The following is a 20,677-nucleotide window of genomic DNA, read 5'->3' as shown; positions in this document are numbered from 1 at the left end:
TCTCCTTTACGGTACATCATGGCCGAGGGCAGCTTCATAGATTTTAAACCATTGCTCCCTCGTCATTTCTACGTTCAGAGCTTCAACAGCGTTCTTAAGTCTTTCTAATCTACCGCTTCCAGAAACAGGGATTATCCCGACAGTATGGTTTAAAAGCCAAGCATAGACAACAGTATCTATTGAATCAATATCTAGTTCTTTGCCAACTTCTTTCAACGTTGTCAATATTCTTACTGATTTATCGTTTGAACCATCGAATAACTTCCCGCCAGCCAAAGGTGACCAAGCCATTGGATTGATATTTTTGCCTTTTAGAAAATAAATATTATCGTTTTCAAAATGTTCTAAGTTGAATGGAGAGATTTCAATCTGATTAGTCACCAAAGGAAGATTCAATTTCGATTGTAAAGCTTCAAACTGATTGATGGTGAAGTTTGACACTCCGAAGAAACGAACTTTACCAGATTTGTGTAATTCTAAGAAGGCTTCTGCAATTTCTTCTGGGTTCATGAAGGGATCTGGGCGATGTATCAGTAGTAAATCGATATAATCGGTATGAAGACTACGAAGGGAATTATCTACAGATTTCAGAATATGTTCTTTGCTAGTATCGTAATAATGAATTCTTTTTGTCTCCTTGTTAGGAAGTACTATACCACACTTGGTTACAATTTGCATCTTATCTCTTAAAGAAGGATTTGACTTTAAAACTTCTCCAAATAAGCCTTCACAAGTATAATTTCCATAAATATCGGCATGATCGAAAGTAGTTACTCCTAAATCTATCGCTTTCATAATAAATTTTTCTGTTTGTTCTGTTGAAAAATTCCAGTCTCTAAGTCTCATCATCCCTTGTACTATTCTTGATAAATACAAACCACTATTAGAAACGTTGACTTGCATTATTTCACCTCTTGATCTAAAAGAATTTGAATACTTTTTATTCCATTTATTATAACATATTTTATTCTTAGCTATCGTTTGAAATAGAAAAAAAGCAACAAACTTTTAATTTTTTGATATAATTAAATGCATAAGCAGGCCTGCGGGTCAAAAAGGTAAAGGCTCCTTTTCCTTATGGGTGGGGAAATGGATAAAAGGACAAAGAATCTTTTCCTTATGGGTGGGGAGTTGGATGAAAGGGTAAAGAACCTTTTCCTTATGGGCGGGTTGCGGGGCGAAGGGGCGCTATCGCAGGACTTTCTAAAGATGTTATTATCGAAATAACAGGAGGGGGAATTTTATTAAAATCTACATTCCAGAAACTTATGAAATAATGCCTCAAAAAAAAATATACTTACTCCGAGCAGGCTTCAATGGATCTAAATTCCAAATCAACGACAAATTAAAAGAAGAAATAAATAAAATATACAAGATCGGCTTAGAATTAGCACAACCAAAAGCCATATGTGACACATATAAAGTAGACTCACTTCCAAAAGAGCTGATTCCTAAATCTTTCGAAGGTGTTAAGTCGATCACTTTTTTTGTATCCACCTTAGGATACGAAATAGACAACTATATATCAAACGCCAATACTCTCTCTTCCATGTTAATGGATGCTTGGGCTTCAGAAGCCATAGAAGCGTTCAACGAATCTATCGATAAAAAACTTAGAAAAGATTTCGGTAAAGGTACCAGGAGATTTTCTCCTGGATATTCGGATATAGATGTGAGAAAAAATTGGGATATCGTCTGTAATTTACTCAAAACAGAGATAGTAGTTGTCAACAAAGAAACTGGTATCATAACTCCAAGAAAAAGTACTGTATGTATGATAGGGTGGTACGATGAATAGAAAAGATTTCGAAGAATTATTAAGTAAAAAGATACTTATTTTAGACGGTGGATATGGAACTGAATTTATAAAAAGAGGATATAAAGATATTCCTGCTGAGCTTTTAAACATCAGATATCCTGAGGTAGTATATGATTTACAAAGTGAATACGTAAAATCGGGAGCAGACATCCTTTTAACCAATACCTTCAGTGGAAATCGAAAAAAACTCAAGGAGTTAAATTATGAAGAAGCGTTCGTCAAAGTTAATGTCAAAGCTGTAGAAATTGCCAAGCAAGCATCGAAGGGCAAGGCTTTGGTCTTTGGAGATCTATCCTCTCTAGGAGAGTATCCAAAGCCTATGGGAATGCTTGAAATGGACGAAGCTATAGACGAGTATTATCAGCAGGCAAAAGTGTTGTTTGAAAATGGTGTAGACGGTTTTATCGTTGAAACCATGACTGATATAAAAGAATTAAAAGCAGCTGTGTATGGAATAAGAAAAGTCACAGAAGATTTACCTTTAATAGCTCATATGACGTTTGAAGAGAACGGCCGTTCCGTTACGGGGACTTCTGTGGAAATCTTTGCGAATGTTTTTAATGATTTAGATGTAGATGTACTAGGAATTAACTGTACTTTGGGTCCCGAGGATCTTTTAAAGGTTTTTGAGCGTCTATCACTCTCAACAAACAAGTTTTTATCAGTCGAACCAAACGCTGGTAAACCCATTTTTGATGGAAAAAATTTGGAATACAAAATGACGCCCGAAATATTTGGAATGTTTGTTGAAGACTATTTAGATTTAGGAGTAAATATTATTGGAGGCTGTTGTGGTACCTCTCCAGAACATATAAAGGTAATTAGGAATATGGTAAAAAGAAGACCTAAAAAAATAGTAAAAGAAATACCTATTATGTACTCTTCAAGAACGATTTTAAACAAGCTTTATCCTTTCACAGTTATTGGGGAGAGAATAAATCCTGCCGGTAACAAAAAATTTCAAAATGAAATTGAAGAATTCAACTTCGATAATGTAATAAAAAGGGCAAACAATCAAAAAAATGCAAAAGCCCATGCAATAGACGTTAACTTGGGTATCGAAAAGATTTTGAACGAAGAGCATTTCAAAAAAATTATCATAGAATTAGACAAACACTCTTCTCTTCCTATTTCTTTTGACATTCAAAATATTGGGTTTTTAGAGAGCGCTTTAAAAGAGTATCCAGGAAGACCAATAATCAATTCTTCTAAATTGAGTAAAAAAGATCTAGACAGAAAACTAGAGTTGATTAAAAAATATGGTGGGTTATTAATAGTATTAGCGCTTGAGAAAGAAATCTTAGAATCTGCAGAAGAAAGACTACAGCTGGTGCTAAGAAAATGGCCATACATAGAAAGTAAAGGAATAAGTAAAGATAGAATTATAGTTGATCCATTGGTGCTGTCCCTTGCTGCCAATAACGATCCAAACGTTACCTTGGAGACAGTAAAATTACTCTCGCAAAATGGGTTCAATACCACTATGGGTCTTTCGAATCTTAGTTTCGGTTTACCAAACAGAAATTATATAAATGCAGCTTTTCTCTCAAGGGCAAAAAGTAAAGGCTTGACTTCAGCCATCTTAAATCCAGAAGATGAGTTTCTTATGAACACGTTGAATGGCAACCTATTGTTGGATAAAAATATTGTAATACCAACTAAGGTTGAAAAACAAGATGAATTAACCGAGAAAATCCTACAAGGTGAAGAAGGTGAAGTAAAACGAATCATTGAAAATCAGTTAAAAGAGAAAAGTCCATTAGAAGTTAGTCAAGATGTGCTGGGTAAAGCGATGGAAAAGATCGGAGACCTCTATGCACAAGGGAACATATATCTTCCTGAGTTGTTGTTAGCAGCTGAAACTGTCAAACCCATTTTTGATTACCTAAACAATTTGATTCCTGAATCTCAAAACGATAAAAAAGCTAAAGTCGTACTAGCCACGGTAGAAGGAGATATACACGATATTGGTAAAAATATAGTAGCAGCAGTATTAAGAAGCGCTAACTTCAAAATTATAGATCTTGGCAAAGATGTGGAAACTTCTATAATAATCGACGCTGTACAAAAAGAAAAACCAAATATATTAGGGCTCTCGGCTATGATGACAACTACCGTGGGAAAAATAGAAGAGGTGGTAAATGAACTAAAAAGATTGAACCTTAACGTGAAAGTTATTGCCGGCGGTGCTTCGATGAACAGAAAACTAGCTGAAACTTTTGGATGTGATGCCTACGCTAAAGATGCAAGTGAAGGACTCAAGATATGTAAAAGTTGGATGAATTTGAATTCATAATTGAGCATCTTTCGATCTTTATATATCAAAAATGTTAATAAAAAGAAAATGTTTTGTGTTGTTAAAATATGATAAAATCTATCGGTCTTCTTGAAATACCTATAAATAAAAGATTTTGTGCAAATATAACGAAATTTTTTTCAAATTTTGATAAATGGAGATTTCAGTGTATAATCGCAAATAAATACTTCTAATCATAAATATTTACCCATAATTAGAAATAATGAAACATTTTTCAATTTAATCTAATTTTTGAAAACAATATCTTAGAGATTTTACTTTTACAGGAGGGAAAAAAATTTATGACAAAAGAGGAACTATTGGAACAGATAGAAAGTCAAGGAATAAAGTTTATTAGACTCCAGATTACAGATATCAACGGTGCATTAAAAAACGTAGAAATTCCATCTACTGAATTGGAATCTTCTTTGACAAACGGGACTATGTTTGATGGTTCATCAATTGAGGGACTAGTGAGAATCAACGAATCGGATATGTTACTTAAACCTGACCTAGATACATTTACAGTTTTACCATGGACAGTCGAAAGAGAAAAAGTTGGTAGATTTATTTGCGACATTTATGCTTCAGATGGGAAGCATTTCCAAGGTGACCCCAGATATGTGTTGAAGAAAGTCATGAATGAGATGAAAGAGTACGGTTATACCCCATATGCCGGTCCGGAACCAGAATTTTTTATTCTCCCAAGAGATGAGGAAACCAGGCAGCCAGTGTTATCTCCTCTTGATAAGGGAGGCTATTTTGATTTACTTCCGATAGATTTAGGGGAAAGGGTCAGAAAAAACATGGTGGAAACTCTACAAAGTATGGGTATTAGAGTGGAGGCTGCTCACCACGAAGTAGCCAATTCTCAGCACGAGATTGATTTCAGGTACGACAACGCCTTAAGAACCGCTGACAATATTCAAACTTTTAAATTGGTTGTAAGGACGATAACCCTATTGAACGGGCTGTGGGCAACGTTTATGCCTAAGCCATTTTTTGGTATGAACGGTTCAGGGATGCATACCCACTTGAGTATCTTTAAAGACGGAAAAAATATATTTTACGATCCAAACGGTACTTATCAGTTAAGTAATGAGCTTAGATGGTTTATTGGTGGTGTTTTTAAACATATTGATTCGATAACCGTTTTGGCAAATCCTACGATAAACTCATATAAAAGGTTAGTTCCGGGATACGAAGCCCCTGTTAACATCGCGTGGTCAGTATCAAACAGAAGTGCTTTAGTAAGAATACCGATGTCAAGAGGTGAAGGAACTAGATTAGAACTGAGATCTCCAGATCCAACGGCAAATCCTTATTTACTGCTAGCAAGTGTGTTTTCAGCTGGTTTAGAAGGTATAAAAAACAAGATCGAACCTCCTCAACCCGTTGATGGAAACATTTACGAAATGGACCATAGAGAAAAGAACGAAAAAAATATTAGATATTTACCGGGTTCACTCCAAGAATCCTTGGAAGCTTTGAAAAATGATGAACTTATGAAAGAAGTCTTGGGAGAACATATATTTGAAAAATTTGTAGAATTAAAAGAAAAAGAGATTGAAGAGTTCAGGATAGCGGTAACTGATTGGGAGATTAGTAGGTACATAAACCAATTTTGATAAACCTTTAACACCTATTATTATTATCTTTTTTTGTGCATAAAACCGGGGTTCCAAAAAGTATTATACAGAAACACACTGTATTGGGGCAGTCTCCAATATAGGAGGGAGGGTTAAAATGAATAAAGGACTTTACGATCCAAAATTTGAGCATGATGCTTGTGGTGTTGGATTAGTTGCAAGTACAAAAGGAGTAAAGTCACATGAAATAGTTGACAAATCGTTGACTGTTTTAAAGAATATGGCTCATCGTGGTGCACGAGGCAGAGGAGAAAATGATGGGGACGGAGCAGGGGTACTGCTGCAGATTCCTCATGATTTTTTAATAAAAGAATCAAAACACTTAGGATTCACTCTTCCAAATGAAAGTGAATATGCCGTGGGTATGATTTTCTGCCCGCGTGATAAAACTCTTACAAATATCTTCAAACAGCAATTTGAAAAAATAGCCACCAATCAAGGCCAAAAGGTGATAGGTTGGAGAGATGTACCTATCAATGAAGCATTTGTTGGCCCAACTGCATTAAAAAGTATGCCATCTTTTCTCCAAGTTTTTATCGTTAAGAATCCTACCTTGAAATCTGGAATAGAATTTGAAAGAAAATTATATCTAATTAGGAAAAAAAGTGAAAAGGAGATAAAAATACCGCACATAGATGCAAATAAGGCCTTTTATATAGCCAGTCTATCTTCTAAAACAATTGTCTATAAAGGGATGTTAACGGCGGAACAATTAAAGTACTTTTTCTCAGATTTGACTGATCCTCTTTTCAAATCAGCATTTTCTATTGTACACTCCAGATTCAGTACGAACACATTTCCCAGTTGGGAAAGGGCCCATCCTTATAGGTATATGGTTCACAACGGAGAGATAAACACTATAATTGGTAACGTTAATTGGATGAGGGCAAGGCAATCCAAGGTAAGCACTGATATCTTTGGAGAAAACATCAACGATATTTTTCCTATAATCGATGAGGATGGTAGTGATTCAGCAATGTTTGACAACAATTTAGAATTCCTTTATTTATCTGGTAGATCGTTACCACATTCGATAATGATGATGATGCCAGAACCTTGGGAAAACAATCAAACAATGGATGCAGAAAAGAAAGCTTTTTATGAATATCATAGTTGTTTGATGGAACCTTGGGATGGTCCCGCGGCGATTATTTTTACCGATGGCTTAAAGGTAGGAGCAACACTGGACAGAAACGGATTGAGACCGTTAAGATACTACATAACGGAAGATGAATTGATTCTTGCTTCGGAAGCTGGGGTTCTTGAAATACCTCCTCAAAAGATTTTAAGGAAGGGAAGGATCACCTCAGGGAACATGTTGTTGTTGGATATTGAGAGTGGTCGAATACTAAATGACGAAGAGATAAAACGACCGATAATTTCAGAAAAGCCCTATTTCTCGTGGGTAAAAGAGAACATTGTGAATCTAGAAGACCTTCCTGAGCATTCAAAAAAGGGAAATATGGAAATCGATGAGGTACCTTTAACTACAAAACAAAAATGTTTCGGATACACATTTGAAGATATTGAGATGATCATAGAACCTATGGTTATAGATGCTTCTGACCCCGTTGGGGCTATGGGGGATGACACACCTTTGGCCGTTTTATCTGAACGTCCAAAGTTGTTGTATGAATATTTTAAACAGCTTTTCGCTCAAGTAACCAATCCTCCTATAGATGCGATAAGAGAAAAAATTATCACCTCTACCCATCTTTACATAGGTTCTGAAGGTAATCTTATTGATCCATCATCCATCAATTGTAGGCAAATTAAGATCAAAAACCCTATTCTCACCAACGATGAAATGGAAAAGATAAAAAATCTTGACTTAGAAGGTTTTAAAGCGATCACCTTACCCATCTTATACAAGGTAAAAGATGGAGAAGAAGGATTAAAAAAGGCGATTACAAACCTCTTTCAAAAAGCAGATTCTGCCATAAACGATGGTGCTAACATATTGATATTGACAGATAAAGGAGTTAACCAAAATCATGCACCAATTCCAGCTTTATTGGCGGTATCGGGTCTTCATCACCATTTGGTTAGAAAAGAAAATAGAACAGAGATTGGAATAATTTTGGAATCTGCAGAACCAAGAGAAGTACACCATTTTTGTGCGCTTCTAAGTTATGGAGCCTCTGCTATCAATCCATATCTCACCTATGAAAGTATTGAAAGTTTAGTTAACAAAGGTTACATTAAAGGTTTGAAATATGAAGAAGCCGTTAAAAGGTATAAAGATGCATCTTTGAAAGGTATTCAAAAAGTGTTATCAAAGCTTGGGATATCAACCCTCCAAGGTTATCAAGGGGCTCAAACCTTCGAAATAGTAGGAATAAAAAAGTCTATCGTAGAGCAATTTTTTACAGGAACCACTTCACAAGTAGAAGGGATAGGCTTAAAAGAAATAGCTCAAGAAGTTTCTAAACGCCATTTGAGTGCATTTGATCAGGTTAATAGAGGATCGTTACTTGATTCAGAAGGTCTTATGAAATGGAGGGCAAAAGGTGAGTATCACTTGTACAACCCTAAATCCATTTATTATTTACAAAATGCTGTTAAAAACAACGATTATGAACTTTTCAAAAAGTTTTCACAATCTATAGTCGATGAAGACGCAAAATTATACAGTTTGAGAAGTCTTTTTGAGTTCAATTTCGATAAAACGAAAGCAATTCCCCTTGACGAAGTAGAACCTGTCGAATCGATTGTTAAAAGGTTCAAAACAGGAGCTATGTCTTTTGGTTCAATAAGCCAAGAAGCCCACGAAACCATAGCAATAGCTATGAATCGAATAGGTGCAAAGAGTAATACAGGTGAAGGAGGGGAGGATTCAAACCGTTTTGCAAAAGAACAAAATAGGGATTCAAAGAATAGCTCAATAAAGCAGGTGGCTTCTGGAAGATTCGGAGTCACGATCAACTACTTAAACAACGCTCAAGAGATCCAAATAAAGGTAGCCCAAGGTGCAAAACCTGGAGAAGGGGGAGAGCTACCTGGGAATAAGGTCTATCCATGGGTAGCAAAGGTAAGGAACTCTATTCCAGGAGTTACTCTCATTTCACCTCCTCCACATCACGATATCTACTCGATAGAAGATTTAGCAGAATTGATATACGACCTAAAAAACGTCAATAGAAACGCTCGAATAAACGTAAAATTGGTTTCAAAATCTGGTGTAGGGACCATAGCAGCGGGTGTAGCAAAAGCTGGAGCGGATGTAATATTGATAAGCGGTTTTGATGGTGGTACCGGAGCTTCACCACGTACTAGTATAAGGCATGCGGGTTTGCCATGGGAATTAGGATTAGCTGAAACTCATCAGACCTTGGTGTTGAACAAGTTGAGAGACAGGGTCACTTTGGAAACGGATGGTAAGTTGCTAACTGGAAAAGACATAGTGATTGCAGCACTTTTAGGCGCAGAAGAGTTTGGATTTGCCACAATTGTGTTAGTTGCCTTAGGTTGTGTCATGATGAGAGTTTGCAATTTGGATACATGTCCTGTGGGAATTGCGACACAAAACCCTGTACTGAGAAAAAATTTCAAAGGTGATCCTCAATACATTGTCAACCTCATGTACTTTCTCGCATCTGAAGTAAGGGAATATATGGCCAAGTTAGGATTCAGAACGTTTAGTGAAATGGTGGGACGTGTTGATAAATTAAGACAAAAAGAAATAAAAAGTCATTGGAAAGCACATAGTATTGATCTTTCAAAATTATTATACAAACCAGAAATAAAAGATTACTCATTCAGCCAATATCCTAAACCAATAAATAACGGATTATCAGATATCTTGGATATAACCAAATTACTTCCCATTTGCCAGAATGCATTAGAAAATGGAGAAAAGATTGAGGCCACTTTAGCTATAAAAAATGTGAATAGAACCGTTGGAACAATTTTGGGAAGCGAAATAATTAAAAGGTATGGTGAGGAAGGTCTGTCTGAAGATACAATAAAAATACATTTCAAAGGATCAGCTGGCCAAAGTTTTGGAGCCTTCATCCCCAAGGGGGAAACGTTGATATTAGAAGGCGATTCAAACGATTACATAGCGAAAGGTTTATCGGGTGGAAAAATTATAGTATACCCCCCGAAGGATTCTCGATTCTATGATGAAGAAAATGTAATTGTTGGTAACGTTGCATTGTATGGAGCAACAAGCGGTGAAACATACATCAGTGGTTTAGCGGGTGAACGCTTCGCAGTCAGAAACAGTGGCTCTACTGCTGTGGTTGAAGGTGTTGGCGAACATGGCTGTGAATATATGACTGGTGGAAAGGTTGTTATACTTGGTAAAACGGGTAGAAACTTTGCCGCAGGTATGTCAGGTGGAATAGCTTACGTATATGACAAAGACAATAGCTTTGAATCCAAATGTAACAAAGACACTGTTTTGTTGGAAAAAGTTGAAGATGAGAATGAAGAGAACGAAATAAAAGAGTTGATAAAAAAACATTACAAGTACACGAGTAGTAATGTGGCTAAAAACATTTTGAACAACTGGGGGAAAACCAAGGAAAGATTCGTTAAGGTTATACCAAAAGATTACAAAAGAATGATGGATGTTGTAAATAGGATGCATATTGAAGGAATTACTGGAGAAGAAGCTCTTATGAAGGCATTTGAAGAGAATTACAAGCAACAATCTTTGGTTCAAACGCATTGAACATTAGAAATTTGCAAAGGAGGTCACTATATGGGCGACCCACAAGGATTTCTAAAGTACGAAAGAAAAAACCCTGAAGAAAGACCCCCAAAAATGAGAATAAATGATTGGGAAGAATTATATATAGAAATGGAAAAAGACGAACTCCGAATACAAGCAGCAAGATGTATGAACTGTGGCACGCCGTTTTGTCACTCTGGTATATTGATAAATAATATGGTTTCAGGGTGCCCTTTGAATAATTTGATTCCAGAATGGAACGATTTAGTCTATAGAAACCTTTGGAGAGAAGCTTATGAAAGGTTGATCGAAACAAACAGTTTCCCGGAGTTCACAGGCAGGGTCTGTCCGGCTCCTTGCGAAAAAGCTTGTGTAAACAATTTGGTAAAGGATCCAGTTTCCATTAAAAGTATTGAATATTATATCATAGAAGAAGCGTTCAAAAATGGTTGGGTAGAAGAGGATAAACCATCTTACTCTACTGGTAAAAAGGTAGCTGTTGTAGGTTCTGGACCGGCAGGGTTGTCGTGTGCTTGGGAGTTAAACAGATATGGTCATGAAGTTACCGTTTTTGAAAAGAACGAATACCCAGGGGGCTTATTAACTTACGGCATACCAAATATGAAATTGGACAAAAAGATTGTAAAAAGGCGTATAGAATTGATGGGAAAATCAGGTATACAATTCAAAACTAATGTGGACGTTGGTAAAGATTACCCAGTTCAAAAGCTAAAAGAAGAATTTGATGCCGTTGTATTATGTGGAGGTACCGCTAAAGCGAGGGATCTAAATGTGGAAGGAAGAAATCTAAAAGGGATATACTTTGCCACAGAATTTTTGAAGAGTGCGAACGAGAGAATACTGTCTCGACTTTTAAAAAGTGAAAAAGATATTGAGGAGATCTCTGCCAAGGGTAAAAATGTTATCGTAATCGGAGGAGGCGATACAGGAACGGATTGTGTGGGAGTTAGTTTAAGGCAGGGTTGTAAAAGTGTGGTACAGTTTGAAATTATGGACAAACCTCCACTTTTAAGGAGGCAAAACAATCCTTGGCCAGAATGGCCCAAGGTTTTAACTGTTGATTATGCTCAGGAGGAATATGCCGAACAATTCGGTAAAGATCCAAGATTGTACAACATTTCAACTAGAAGATTTGTTGGAGATACAAAAGGCAAAGTTAAAGAGGTTCATACCGTTGAAGTAGAATGGGAACATGATAAAACAGGGAAATTGTTTCTAAGAGAAATAGATGGAACAGAAAAGGTATGGAAGGCAGATTTAGTTCTGTTAGCCTTGGGATTCTTAGGCCCTGAAAACTATTTAATTGAGCAATTAAATGTAGAAACAGATAAAAGATCAAACGTTAAAACCGGAGAAGGAAAATATTCGACAAATGTGGAAGGGATTTTTTCAGCTGGAGATATGAGAAGGGGACAAAGTTTGGTAGTATGGGCAATAAATGAAGGGAAACAAGCGGCTAAAGAGTGTAATGAATACTTAATTTCTTCCAATAATAACAATAATAAACAGCGTCGGCTCAAAACGCTGTAGTATTGTTGTTATAAAGCCGACGCAGAAAAATTAATGCGTCGGTTTTTTTATTTGGTAATAGGAGGTGAAAAAAGTCTAGGTTAAGCACCATATTCTGGGGTTTGTAAAAAATCAAAAAAGGAGTGTGAGGGTATTATGAAGAGAGCTTGGAAGAGTTTGTTGATGTTGTCGGTTGCCTTTATTGTTCCAACCGCCTTACTCGCAGATAGTATTACTATGGAGGAAGTGGTACGCTCCATTGATACTATGTGGACTTTACTCGCAGCGTTTTTAGTGTTTTTTATGCAAGCTGGATTTGCGCTCGTGGAAGCAGGGTTTACAAGATCAAAGAACACGGTAAACATCATCATGAAAAATTTTACGGATTTTTTGGTCGGCTCAATACTTTACTGGATAGTAGGATTTACAATTATGTTTGGACTTGGAAATGGCTTCATAGGTTGGCAAGGAAGTTTTGAATATCTGGGGTTAAACATTCCGCTCAACGCTTTTTTAATATTCCAGACGGTATTTGCTGCAACCGCTGCAACTATAGTATCCGGAGCAATGGCGGAAAGAACTAAATTCACTGGCTATCTGATTTACAGTGTTTTCATCAGTGCATTTATATATCCCATAGTTGGTCATTGGATATGGGGTGGAGGTTGGTTATCAGATATGGTCGATTTTGCAGGTTCCACAGTTGTCCATTCTGTAGGCGGCTGGGCAGCACTGATGGGAACAATGGTTTTAGGACCAAGAACCGGTAAATACAGATCAGATGGAACGCCAAACAAGATACCAGGACATAGCTTAGTTTTAGCTGCTTTGGGTGTTTTCATCCTATGGTTTGGATGGTTTGGTTTTAACCCAGGAAGTACCATTTCGGGTTTAAATCTCAAAATCGGTGATATAGCAATGACCACAAATTTAGCTGCCTCGGCAGGAGGATTAGGAGCATTGACGATAGGTTGGTTTATCTACAAAAAACCGGATGTCAACTCTACCCTAAATGGTGTTTTAGCTGGATTAGTGGGGATCACTGCCGGTTGTGCCAGCGTTACAAACGTTGGAGCTGCAATAATAGGAGCTTTATCCGGTAGTTTAGTTGTTTTAGCTATAGAATTTTTTGACAAAATACATATTGATGATCCAGTTGGAGCAATCTCTGTGCACGGGGTTGGTGGAGTATTCGGTACATTAATGGTTGGGATATTCGCTGTAGACGGTGGATTGCTCTACGGTGGAGGAGTAAACCTGTTTTTAATCCAGCTTAAAGGGGTGTTAGCTGTTGCAGGTTGGACCCTTGCAACTACTTACATTCTTTTTAAAAGTATCGATTTAACAATAGGTTTGAGGATTGATTCTACTAGTGAAATAGAGGGCTTAGATTTTGTAGAACATGGATCTGTCAGTTATCCTGATTTAACTCCGCTTAAAGGGCGAAGCGTGAGAGTAAAAATTGATGAGGAGGGTGAATAATATGGGATACAAAAAAATTGAATGCTTTATTAGGCCAGAAAAATTTGAGGAAGTCATTGTAGGATTAGAAAAAGTAGGTATCGAGGGCATTAATGTTGATAAGATCTATGGATATGGTAGTCAAAAAGGTGAGGAAAAAGAGGTAGAAAATTACAAACAAAAAAAAGAATATGAAGTAAAATTCAAGGAAAAGATCAAGCTAGAAATAGTTACCGAAGAAAGTAAAGTTGAAAAAATTATAGAAACTATAAAAACATACGCGCAAACAGGTAAGATAGGTGATGGAAAGATTTATATTACACCGGTAGAAGAAAGTATAAAAATACGAACCACTTAAATAAAAATGCGCCCTTTGGGCGCATTTGTTTCGTTTGTGGAATCAATACGAATTATTACCCTTCATTGAAATTTTTGAATATTTTTTAAATTATTTATCAGATCTTGAATAATGTAAGGATTGCAGTAAAGAGCATCCGCCTGGAAAATATTTGCATTTTTTCCATTGATATCTACAATTTCCCCGCCAGCTTCCCCTAATATTAAATGACCTGCTGCTACATCCCATGGATGAGATCTTATAGATATGAAAGCATCCAAAAAACCCGATGCCACATAAGCGATCTGCAAGGCAGCGGTACCAAACAATCTAATCCTCATAACTTTTTCTTCCAACGCTTTAAAATATTTGTATGTATTCCCTCTCTCATTTCCAAGAGAAATCATAGCATCTTCAAAATTTTTTGCCCAGTTTGGTCTCAATCTTTCATCGTTTAAATAAGCACCATTGTTTTTTGTGGCAGAGTAAAAAAGGTTCATAAAAGGTGAATAGATGATACCTATCGTTGGTTCTTTGTTTTCAACATATGCTACTGAGATACAATGTTCTGGCAAACCCCTTGAAAAATTTACCGTACCGTCTATAGGGTCTATAACCCAATATTCGTTTTTATCAGGAGTTTGGGTTAGTCCTGATTCTTCTGCTAAAAATAATGAATTTGGGAAACTTTTATTTATCTCTTCTATTAGGTATTCCTGTATTTGGTAATCTACATCGGTTACAAGATCGGTTCGAGATTTTTTTGAATTAACATGGAAATTCTCGGTGCTCCACACTTTTAATTTTTCTCCCGCATCATAAACTATTCTTTTTATTTCAATGAAATCATTTTTTGTCAATCGTTTTTCCTCCTAAAAAGGGTTTTCGGTCTTTAGAAACTCTAAAACGTGCTTTAGCGCCCCTTCGCCCCGCTTCCCACCCATTTAAGGAAGGGACCTGCGGTCCCTAACCCCCAAGGGAGAGGGTTTTTCACCTTCCACCACAATTTGACCTGGGGGCACTTTTAACTTATTTTCCAAACATATTCATGGGGTTGCAAAGTGATATTATCTAATGATTTGCTTTCAACGGTCAAGTTGTTATAAATAACAATACTTTTATTTGCTTTTTTTCTTGTAACTTTAAATACCCCGTCGATATTTTCGTAGATTGGTTTTTCTGAAAATAGATCTTCGTTTTCCTTCTTCAAATCAAGCATCTTTTTTATTCCATGAAAAATCTTATAACTATCGCTGTTAGCGTTGCTCAGAGCCTCTTTTCTTTTCTCTTCGTCGAAAGGTCCCCTGTTGAAAAATCTTGAATCTTTGTAGCCTATTTTTTCGGTCATTTTTTTATAGAATTCCTCGTCGTTCTCCATCCCTATTTCATCACCATAATAATTTATTGGTGTTCCGTCCAAAGAAAACAAAATTGAATAAGCTAAAAGCACTTTTTTATAATCCTTACCCATTTGGTTGTACAATCTTCCCGCGATCCCTTCTCCTTCTCTGAAGTTCCATCTTTCATCTAGAAGATAATATTTCAATATCTTCGCTCTTTCTTCTGGGTCAACGAATTCTAAGGTTAATTCGTCGTGGCATCTTAGAAAAACGAACCATTGGCAATCTTCTGGAATAGGCGGGGTAACTCTTTCAGAAAGAGTATTTATTATATAATTTGGTGCCCCTTCAGCAATAGACAAGAAAATTTTTGGCATAACGGGGAAATGGTATGCAACCTGGCATTCGTCAGAATTACCAAAATACGCAACGACGTCTTTAGGAGGTTGATTAGCTTCTGCTATCAATGCGGTTCCTTCTTTTAGGTAATCTAAAGCTGCCCTGAATATTTTTAAAATCCAGTGAGTTTGAATTAAATTTTCACAGCTAGTACCTTCTTCTTTCCACAAAAATGGTGCTGCATCCATTCGAAAACCATCTACACCGTGTTCTTTCCAGAAGGTAAAAACTTTTATCATCTCTATCAAAACATCAGGATTTTTGTAATTTAAGTCCGGCTGTATTTCGTAAAATCTATGAAAGTAATAGTCTTTCGTTTCAGGGTTGTAGGTCCAGTTGCTGTTTACCATCCCTTTAAAAAGCAGTCGGGCCTGGGAGTATTTTTTATCGGTGTCACTCCATATGTAATAATCCCTATACTTAGAATCTTTTGATTTTTTTGCCTCTTGAAACCATGGATGTTCATCAGAAGTATGGTTTATTGCAACATCAAAAAGGATCTTTATACCTTTTTCGTGGGCAAGGTTGATGAATTCAAAAAAACTTTCGTTACCACCCAATTCATCTCGAACTTTGTAAAAATCAGAAATATCGAATCCTTGGTCTTTCATTGGAGACTGTAAAATGGGAAGAAGCCATAAGATAGTTACACCTAAATTACTCAAATAATCTAATTTTTCTTTCATTTTGTCAAAATCACCGGCGAAAAGATCAACATAAGTTGAATAGACCAAACCTTTCTTGTACCAAAATTTATCTTTTGGCGTATATGTGAAAGAATCTTTTTTTGATTTTAAAAAGTCTAAGAGAATTTCCAATTTATAGTTATCAGAATACAGTTTGTTCCAAAGTTCGGTTATTACTTCTATTTTATTGTCTATTATTTTCACCCCCACATAATTAGCTATTATTTCGGTATTTGTATATTGCTATAATCGCCTATCACCAATTTTAGTGAATATGGTTTTCGTTCTGTAGAAAAAATCTTTGAATTTTCTCCAATAATAGATGATTCTATCCTTATATACACATTTGAAATATTTGCATAACTTAAAATTATACTGTTTTCAATCTCTGAAGAGTTTATGTATGCACTATCGCCAATACTTGTGTATGGCCCTATGTACGCATTACTTATTGTAACGTTTTCTCCAATTATTACAGGTCCTCTGATGATAGAATTCATTATCTTTGTATTTTTCCCGATGTGTACCATTCCTTGGACTGAAGAATCTGATCTTATTTCTCCTTCTATTTTTTGTTCTTTTAAGGTACTAAGAATTGTTCTATTCGCTTCGATTAAATCTTCAGGTTTTCCGGTATCTTTCCACCATCCCTCTACTATGTGAGCTCCAACGTTGTTTGAATTATCTATTAACCATTGAATGGCATCGGTTATTTCAAGTTCCCCTCTCCATGAAGGTTGAATGTTTTCAATTGCCTCAAAAACCTTTGGGGTGAATATGTAAACCCCAATTATTGCGAGATTTGATTGAGCATCTTTTGGTTTTTCGACAACTTTTGTCACTTTCGAATCTTCCATCACTGCTATTCCAAATTGTGAAGGGTTATCGACGGAAGTCAAGAGAATAAAAGATTCATAATTTCCTTGCTTAAACTGGTCTATAAAATTTTTAAGATCAAAATTTACAAGGTTATCCCCTAGATACATTATAAAGTCATCATTATCAAGGAATTCTTTTGAGACCTTTACCGCATGCGCCAAACCTTTTGGATGCTCTTGTATTATATATGATAATTTTATACCTAATTGACTTCCATCTCCTAAGACATTTTTAAAATCTTCTATATTTTCTGAATTTACTACCAAACCGATCTCTGTAACCCCTGCGTCTCTTATTTTTTCCAAGCTGTACATGATGGTTGGTTTGTTAGCTATTGGTATCAATGGTTTTGCGTTCGTGAAGGTTAGTGGTCGAAGTCTTGTTCCCTTTCCTGCACAGAGTATTAATGCTTTCATAGCTTTTTGCCTCCTTGTTTGATTGTTGTAGTTATTAGCGCCCCTTCGCTGATATTTGATATATTTGAATCTGGTATGTAATCTTTTATTATTTCAATAGCACTGTTGTAATCGTTGTTTTTTATCATAATATTTATTCGCCCTATCAATTCGTTTAGTTTCTCTTTATTTATTTCATTGTTGTTAGATTTTGAAATAAATATTCGTCTGTTTCTAGTTTTTTCGTAATCTTCATCTTCCAAGAATATTTCTTCATATAATTTCTCACCAGGCCTGATGCCTGTATAAACTATTTTTATATCTTGGTCAGGGATGTATCCGGAAAGTCTGATCAAATCCCTGGCTAATCGATCAATATTGACAGGCTCTCCCATTTCTAAAACAAATATTTCAGCCTTTTGAGCAAACTGTCCACATTGTAATACTAAAGAGACAGCCTCAGGAATGGTCATGAAATACCTTTTCATATTGGGATGTGTAACAGTAACGGGACCACCCTTTTGTATCTGTTCTTTGAAAATTGGAATTACACTCCCTCTACTTCCTAAAACGTTCCCGAACCTTACTATTCCATACTTTGTTTGATGAAAGTTAGACAATGTCTTTACTATAATTTCCCCAAGTCTCTTTGAAGCACCCATTATGGATGTTGGTTTGATGGCTTTGTCTGTGGAGATAAATACAAATCTTTCTACATTATATTCTCCTGAAAGTTTTGCTACGGTGTAAGTTCCAATTGTATTGACTCTGAAGGCCTCAGTTGGGTTTTTTTGCATGAGGGGCACATGTTTATGAGCAGCAGCATGAAAAACAACATCAAATCTATATTTTGAAAATAAATACCTCATTCTATTTTCGTCGGACACATCCGCGATAATTTCTCCTATAAATGCATCTGAGAACTTGTCTCTCAATTCATTTGATATTTCAAAAATACTGTTTTCCCCTTTTCCAAGTAAGAAAAGAGCTTTAGGCCCCATTGGTAAAACCTGTCTACATATTTCAGACCCTATACTTCCCCCTGCACCTGTAACCAGTATTTTTTTGCCTTTTATGTAATCTTTGATCTCTTTTAAATCGACACTAACTTCCTTTCTACCTAGTAAATCGGAAATATCAACCTCTCGTAGAAAGCCAAGTGATAACTTGTTATCTAAAATTTCCAAGATTCCCGGCAAAGTTTTTAATCTAACCTTTGTTGTATCAACATAATCTATGATTTTTTTTATCTGATCAGATGAAGCACTGGGAATAGCTATTAAAACCTCTTCAACGTTGTATTTTTCAACAAAATCCATAACTTGATTTATCTTCCCCAGTACGGGATAGCCTCGAATATTTCTTCCTATCTTTTCTGGATCATCATCCAAAAAGCCTACAACTGATCCCTCTTCTGGATGCCTCTCGTATTCCCCCAACAATTCTGTTCCTGCATCGCCTGCTCCTATTATGAGAACATTTTTAATTCCGTCTACTTGTTTTTTATAATTTCGAGAATACCTTGAAAACCAATATATCCTACTAGCTGAAACAAAGACCACTCCAACCACCGATGCGGTTGCTGCCACACTGAAAGGAAGAGTGAAAATGTCACTTATATATCTTCTTACAAACTCAAAAACAAAAAAGTTGATAAGAAAACCTATGAAACCACTGTTAAATACAGGTCTTAATTCGTTAAGAGTGGCAAATCTCCAAATGTATTTATATATTCCAGAGTAATAAAAAACAATTACCATAATCAAAGGAAAGAAAAAGATGGGGGAGATATACTTTCTCATCTCTACAAAGTCAAGTTGAAACCTTATGAACATTGCTACAATGTAAGAGAGGAAAAACAAAATATAGTCTATTATCATCAATCTAAAAGATCTTTTAGACAAATGTTTCATCTTTTATCTCCCTTAAGCTATCTGTTATTATTCGATATACGTAATTCTGTTCTTCAAGACTGATATTGGAGAAAAATGGGATCGCAAAAGTTAAAGATGAGATTAGCTCTGTAACAGGGTAATCTCCTTCTTCATAGCCGAACATTTTTCTATAAAAAGGTTGTAGGTGAACAGGGTAAAAATAATTTTTAGATTCTACGCCCTTTTCACTCAATTTTTTTAAGAAGGTTTGTAAGATATTTCTAATCTTATTTATTAATTCTTTCCATTCTTTTCGATTTTGTTCCCCTTCAATTTTTATTGGTAGATCAAAATTTCTAACCCATGTAGGTATATTAATTAACTCTGATACCCAATCTAAGTTCAATCTCAAAACGAAGACAAACCAACTTTGAGAAGTAACTTCTTGAGGAATGAAAGGTAGAACTACTCTTTCTTCATTTTTGAACAACTCAAAATAATTCATAGCCTTCTCTTTTCTTTTTGAACTTATTTCTTCTATCCGTTTCATTTGAGCAAAACCAAGTGCCGCAGACAATTCATCCATGCGATAATTGTATCCGAGCCTTTCACTAATTAACCACTCACCGCTTTTACCTCTACCTTGGTTACACATGGACTTACATAACTCAAATATTTCTTCATCATCAGTAACAATAACCCCGCCTTCACCGGTGGTTATCTGCTTATTTGGGTAAAAGGCGTATGTACCAGCTTTTCCAAAAGTTCCTAATTTACGCCCTTTATATTCTCCACCTAGGGCTTCGCAAGAATCTTCAATTATTTTTATTTCATCTGGAAGAATCTCAAGTATCTCATCCCATTCCAAGGGAACTCCAAAAATATCTACACCCATAAAGGTCGTAACGTCGTCTTTGTAATCTTTGTCTATGAACTCTTTTAAGTTTTTAACGGATAAGTTGTAAGTATGAGGATCTATATCAACAAAGACCGGTACTCCTTTCTCAAACAAAGCCACGTTAGCCGAAGAAATAAAAGTGAAAGGTGTTACGATCATTTTTTGATTTTGTTGAAAATCTAAGGCCCTTAAAATCAAATGTAAGGCTGATGTCCCGCTGTTTACAGCTAGAGCATATTTCGTACCAGTGTATTCTTTTATTATTTCTTGAAACTTTTCTAAATAAGGGCCCAAAGCAAGTCTTTCAGAATTCAAAACATCCATAATGGTTCGTTTCTCTAAGTCAGTAATATCTGCACCTGATAATGGGACAAACATAGTTGATATCGCCTCCACACATTAAGGGGGTTCCCCCCTTCAGATCCTATAAAAATAT

General features: G+C 36.0%; 13 protein-coding genes. 7 read left to right on the top strand and 6 right to left on the bottom strand.

Features of this window, described 5'->3' with window-relative positions:
• Positions 1–6: 6 nt before the first annotated feature.
• Positions 7–903 (bottom strand): aldo/keto reductase family oxidoreductase, encoded by an 897-nt coding sequence (locus X925_RS03245; RefSeq protein WP_012209575.1) that lies wholly within the window; start codon positions 901–903, stop codon positions 7–9.
• A gap of 373 nt (positions 904–1,276) precedes the next feature.
• On the opposite strand from X925_RS03245, the gene X925_RS03240 reads away from it, so the two are divergent.
• The 7 genes from X925_RS03240 to X925_RS03210 all read left to right on the top strand — a co-directional run bounded on the left by X925_RS03240 (position 1,277) and on the right by X925_RS03210 (position 13,791).
• Positions 1,277–1,798: a vitamin B12 dependent methionine synthase activation region gene (locus X925_RS03240; protein ID WP_012209577.1), complete on the top strand. Its 522-nt coding sequence runs from the start codon at positions 1,277–1,279 to the stop codon at positions 1,796–1,798.
• Positions 1,791–4,115, top strand: coding sequence for a homocysteine S-methyltransferase family protein (locus tag X925_RS03235; RefSeq protein ID WP_121959118.1), 2,325 nt, complete (start codon positions 1,791–1,793; stop codon positions 4,113–4,115). Before X925_RS03240 ends, X925_RS03235 begins: the two co-directional genes overlap by 8 nt.
• A 302-nt stretch (positions 4,116–4,417) precedes the next feature.
• The gene (gene glnA, locus X925_RS03230) at positions 4,418–5,743 is read left to right on the top strand and encodes a type I glutamate--ammonia ligase (protein WP_121959117.1); all 1,326 of its coding nucleotides are present in this window, start codon (positions 4,418–4,420) and stop codon (positions 5,741–5,743) included.
• A 118-nt stretch (positions 5,744–5,861) separates the two neighbouring features.
• Positions 5,862–10,442, top strand: coding sequence for a glutamate synthase large subunit (gene gltB / locus X925_RS03225; protein WP_199171467.1), 4,581 nt, complete (start codon positions 5,862–5,864; stop codon positions 10,440–10,442).
• A gap of 30 nt (positions 10,443–10,472) precedes the next feature.
• On the top strand, positions 10,473–11,993 hold the full coding sequence (locus X925_RS03220) for a glutamate synthase subunit beta (protein WP_121959115.1): 1,521 nt from the start codon (positions 10,473–10,475) through the stop codon (positions 11,991–11,993).
• Positions 11,994–12,128: 135 nt separating this feature from the next.
• A complete protein-coding gene (locus X925_RS03215; protein WP_121959114.1) occupies positions 12,129–13,454 on the top strand; it encodes an ammonium transporter in 1,326 nt (441 codons plus the stop codon).
• A gap of 1 nt (position 13,455) precedes the next feature.
• A complete protein-coding gene (locus tag X925_RS03210; protein ID WP_121959113.1) occupies positions 13,456–13,791 on the top strand; it encodes a P-II family nitrogen regulator in 336 nt (111 codons plus the stop codon).
• A gap of 62 nt (positions 13,792–13,853) precedes the next feature.
• On the opposite strand, the gene X925_RS03205 is transcribed toward X925_RS03210, so the two are convergent.
• From X925_RS03205 to X925_RS03185, 5 genes are all read right to left on the bottom strand, one after another.
• Entirely contained in the window at positions 13,854–14,630 is a 777-nt protein-coding gene (locus X925_RS03205; RefSeq protein WP_121959112.1) for an inositol monophosphatase family protein, read from the bottom strand.
• A gap of 164 nt (positions 14,631–14,794) precedes the next feature.
• Positions 14,795–16,399, bottom strand: a complete 1,605-nt coding sequence (locus X925_RS03200; RefSeq protein ID WP_121959111.1) for an alpha-amylase family glycosyl hydrolase — start codon at positions 16,397–16,399, stop codon at positions 14,795–14,797.
• A 17-nt stretch (positions 16,400–16,416) separates the two neighbouring features.
• A complete protein-coding gene (locus tag X925_RS03195) occupies positions 16,417–17,490 on the bottom strand; it encodes a glucose-1-phosphate thymidylyltransferase (protein WP_121959110.1) in 1,074 nt (357 codons plus the stop codon).
• On the bottom strand, positions 17,487–19,382 hold the full coding sequence (locus tag X925_RS03190) for a nucleoside-diphosphate sugar epimerase/dehydratase (RefSeq protein ID WP_121959109.1): 1,896 nt from the start codon (positions 19,380–19,382) through the stop codon (positions 17,487–17,489). The genes X925_RS03195 and X925_RS03190 overlap by 4 nt, the downstream gene beginning before the upstream one ends.
• A complete protein-coding gene (locus X925_RS03185; RefSeq protein WP_121959108.1) occupies positions 19,366–20,619 on the bottom strand; it encodes a DegT/DnrJ/EryC1/StrS aminotransferase family protein in 1,254 nt (417 codons plus the stop codon). Before X925_RS03185 ends, X925_RS03190 begins: the two co-directional genes overlap by 17 nt.
• Between the last annotated feature and the right edge of the window lie 58 nt (positions 20,620–20,677).

It is taken from the genome of Petrotoga sp. 9T1HF07.CasAA.8.2 (assembly GCF_002895585.1).
GTDB classification, from domain to species: domain Bacteria; phylum Thermotogota; class Thermotogae; order Petrotogales; family Petrotogaceae; genus Petrotoga; species Petrotoga mobilis.
Note: the sequence above shows the minus strand (reverse complement) of the source record. Positions and strands in the feature narration are given on the sequence as shown.

What these genes read in the sequence shown, in the direction of transcription:
- X925_RS03245 (WP_012209575.1), bottom strand. Translation starts at nt 903, where the DNA reads ATGCAAGTCAACGTTTCTAATAGTGGTTTGTATTTATCAAGAATAGTA.
- X925_RS03240 (WP_012209577.1), top strand. Translation starts at nt 1,277, where the DNA reads ATGCCTCAAAAAAAAATATACTTACTCCGAGCAGGCTTCAATGGATCT.
- X925_RS03235 (WP_121959118.1), top strand. Translation starts at nt 1,791, where the DNA reads ATGAATAGAAAAGATTTCGAAGAATTATTAAGTAAAAAGATACTTATT.
- glnA (WP_121959117.1), top strand. Translation starts at nt 4,418, where the DNA reads ATGACAAAAGAGGAACTATTGGAACAGATAGAAAGTCAAGGAATAAAG.
- gltB (WP_199171467.1), top strand. Translation starts at nt 5,862, where the DNA reads ATGAATAAAGGACTTTACGATCCAAAATTTGAGCATGATGCTTGTGGT.
- X925_RS03220 (WP_121959115.1), top strand. Translation starts at nt 10,473, where the DNA reads ATGGGCGACCCACAAGGATTTCTAAAGTACGAAAGAAAAAACCCTGAA.
- X925_RS03215 (WP_121959114.1), top strand. Translation starts at nt 12,129, where the DNA reads ATGAAGAGAGCTTGGAAGAGTTTGTTGATGTTGTCGGTTGCCTTTATT.
- X925_RS03210 (WP_121959113.1), top strand. Translation starts at nt 13,456, where the DNA reads ATGGGATACAAAAAAATTGAATGCTTTATTAGGCCAGAAAAATTTGAG.
- X925_RS03195 (WP_121959110.1), bottom strand. Translation starts at nt 17,490, where the DNA reads ATGAAAGCATTAATACTCTGTGCAGGAAAGGGAACAAGACTTCGACCA.
- X925_RS03190 (WP_121959109.1), bottom strand. Translation starts at nt 19,382, where the DNA reads ATGAAACATTTGTCTAAAAGATCTTTTAGATTGATGATAATAGACTAT.
- X925_RS03185 (WP_121959108.1), bottom strand. Translation starts at nt 20,619, where the DNA reads ATGTTTGTCCCATTATCAGGTGCAGATATTACTGACTTAGAGAAACGA.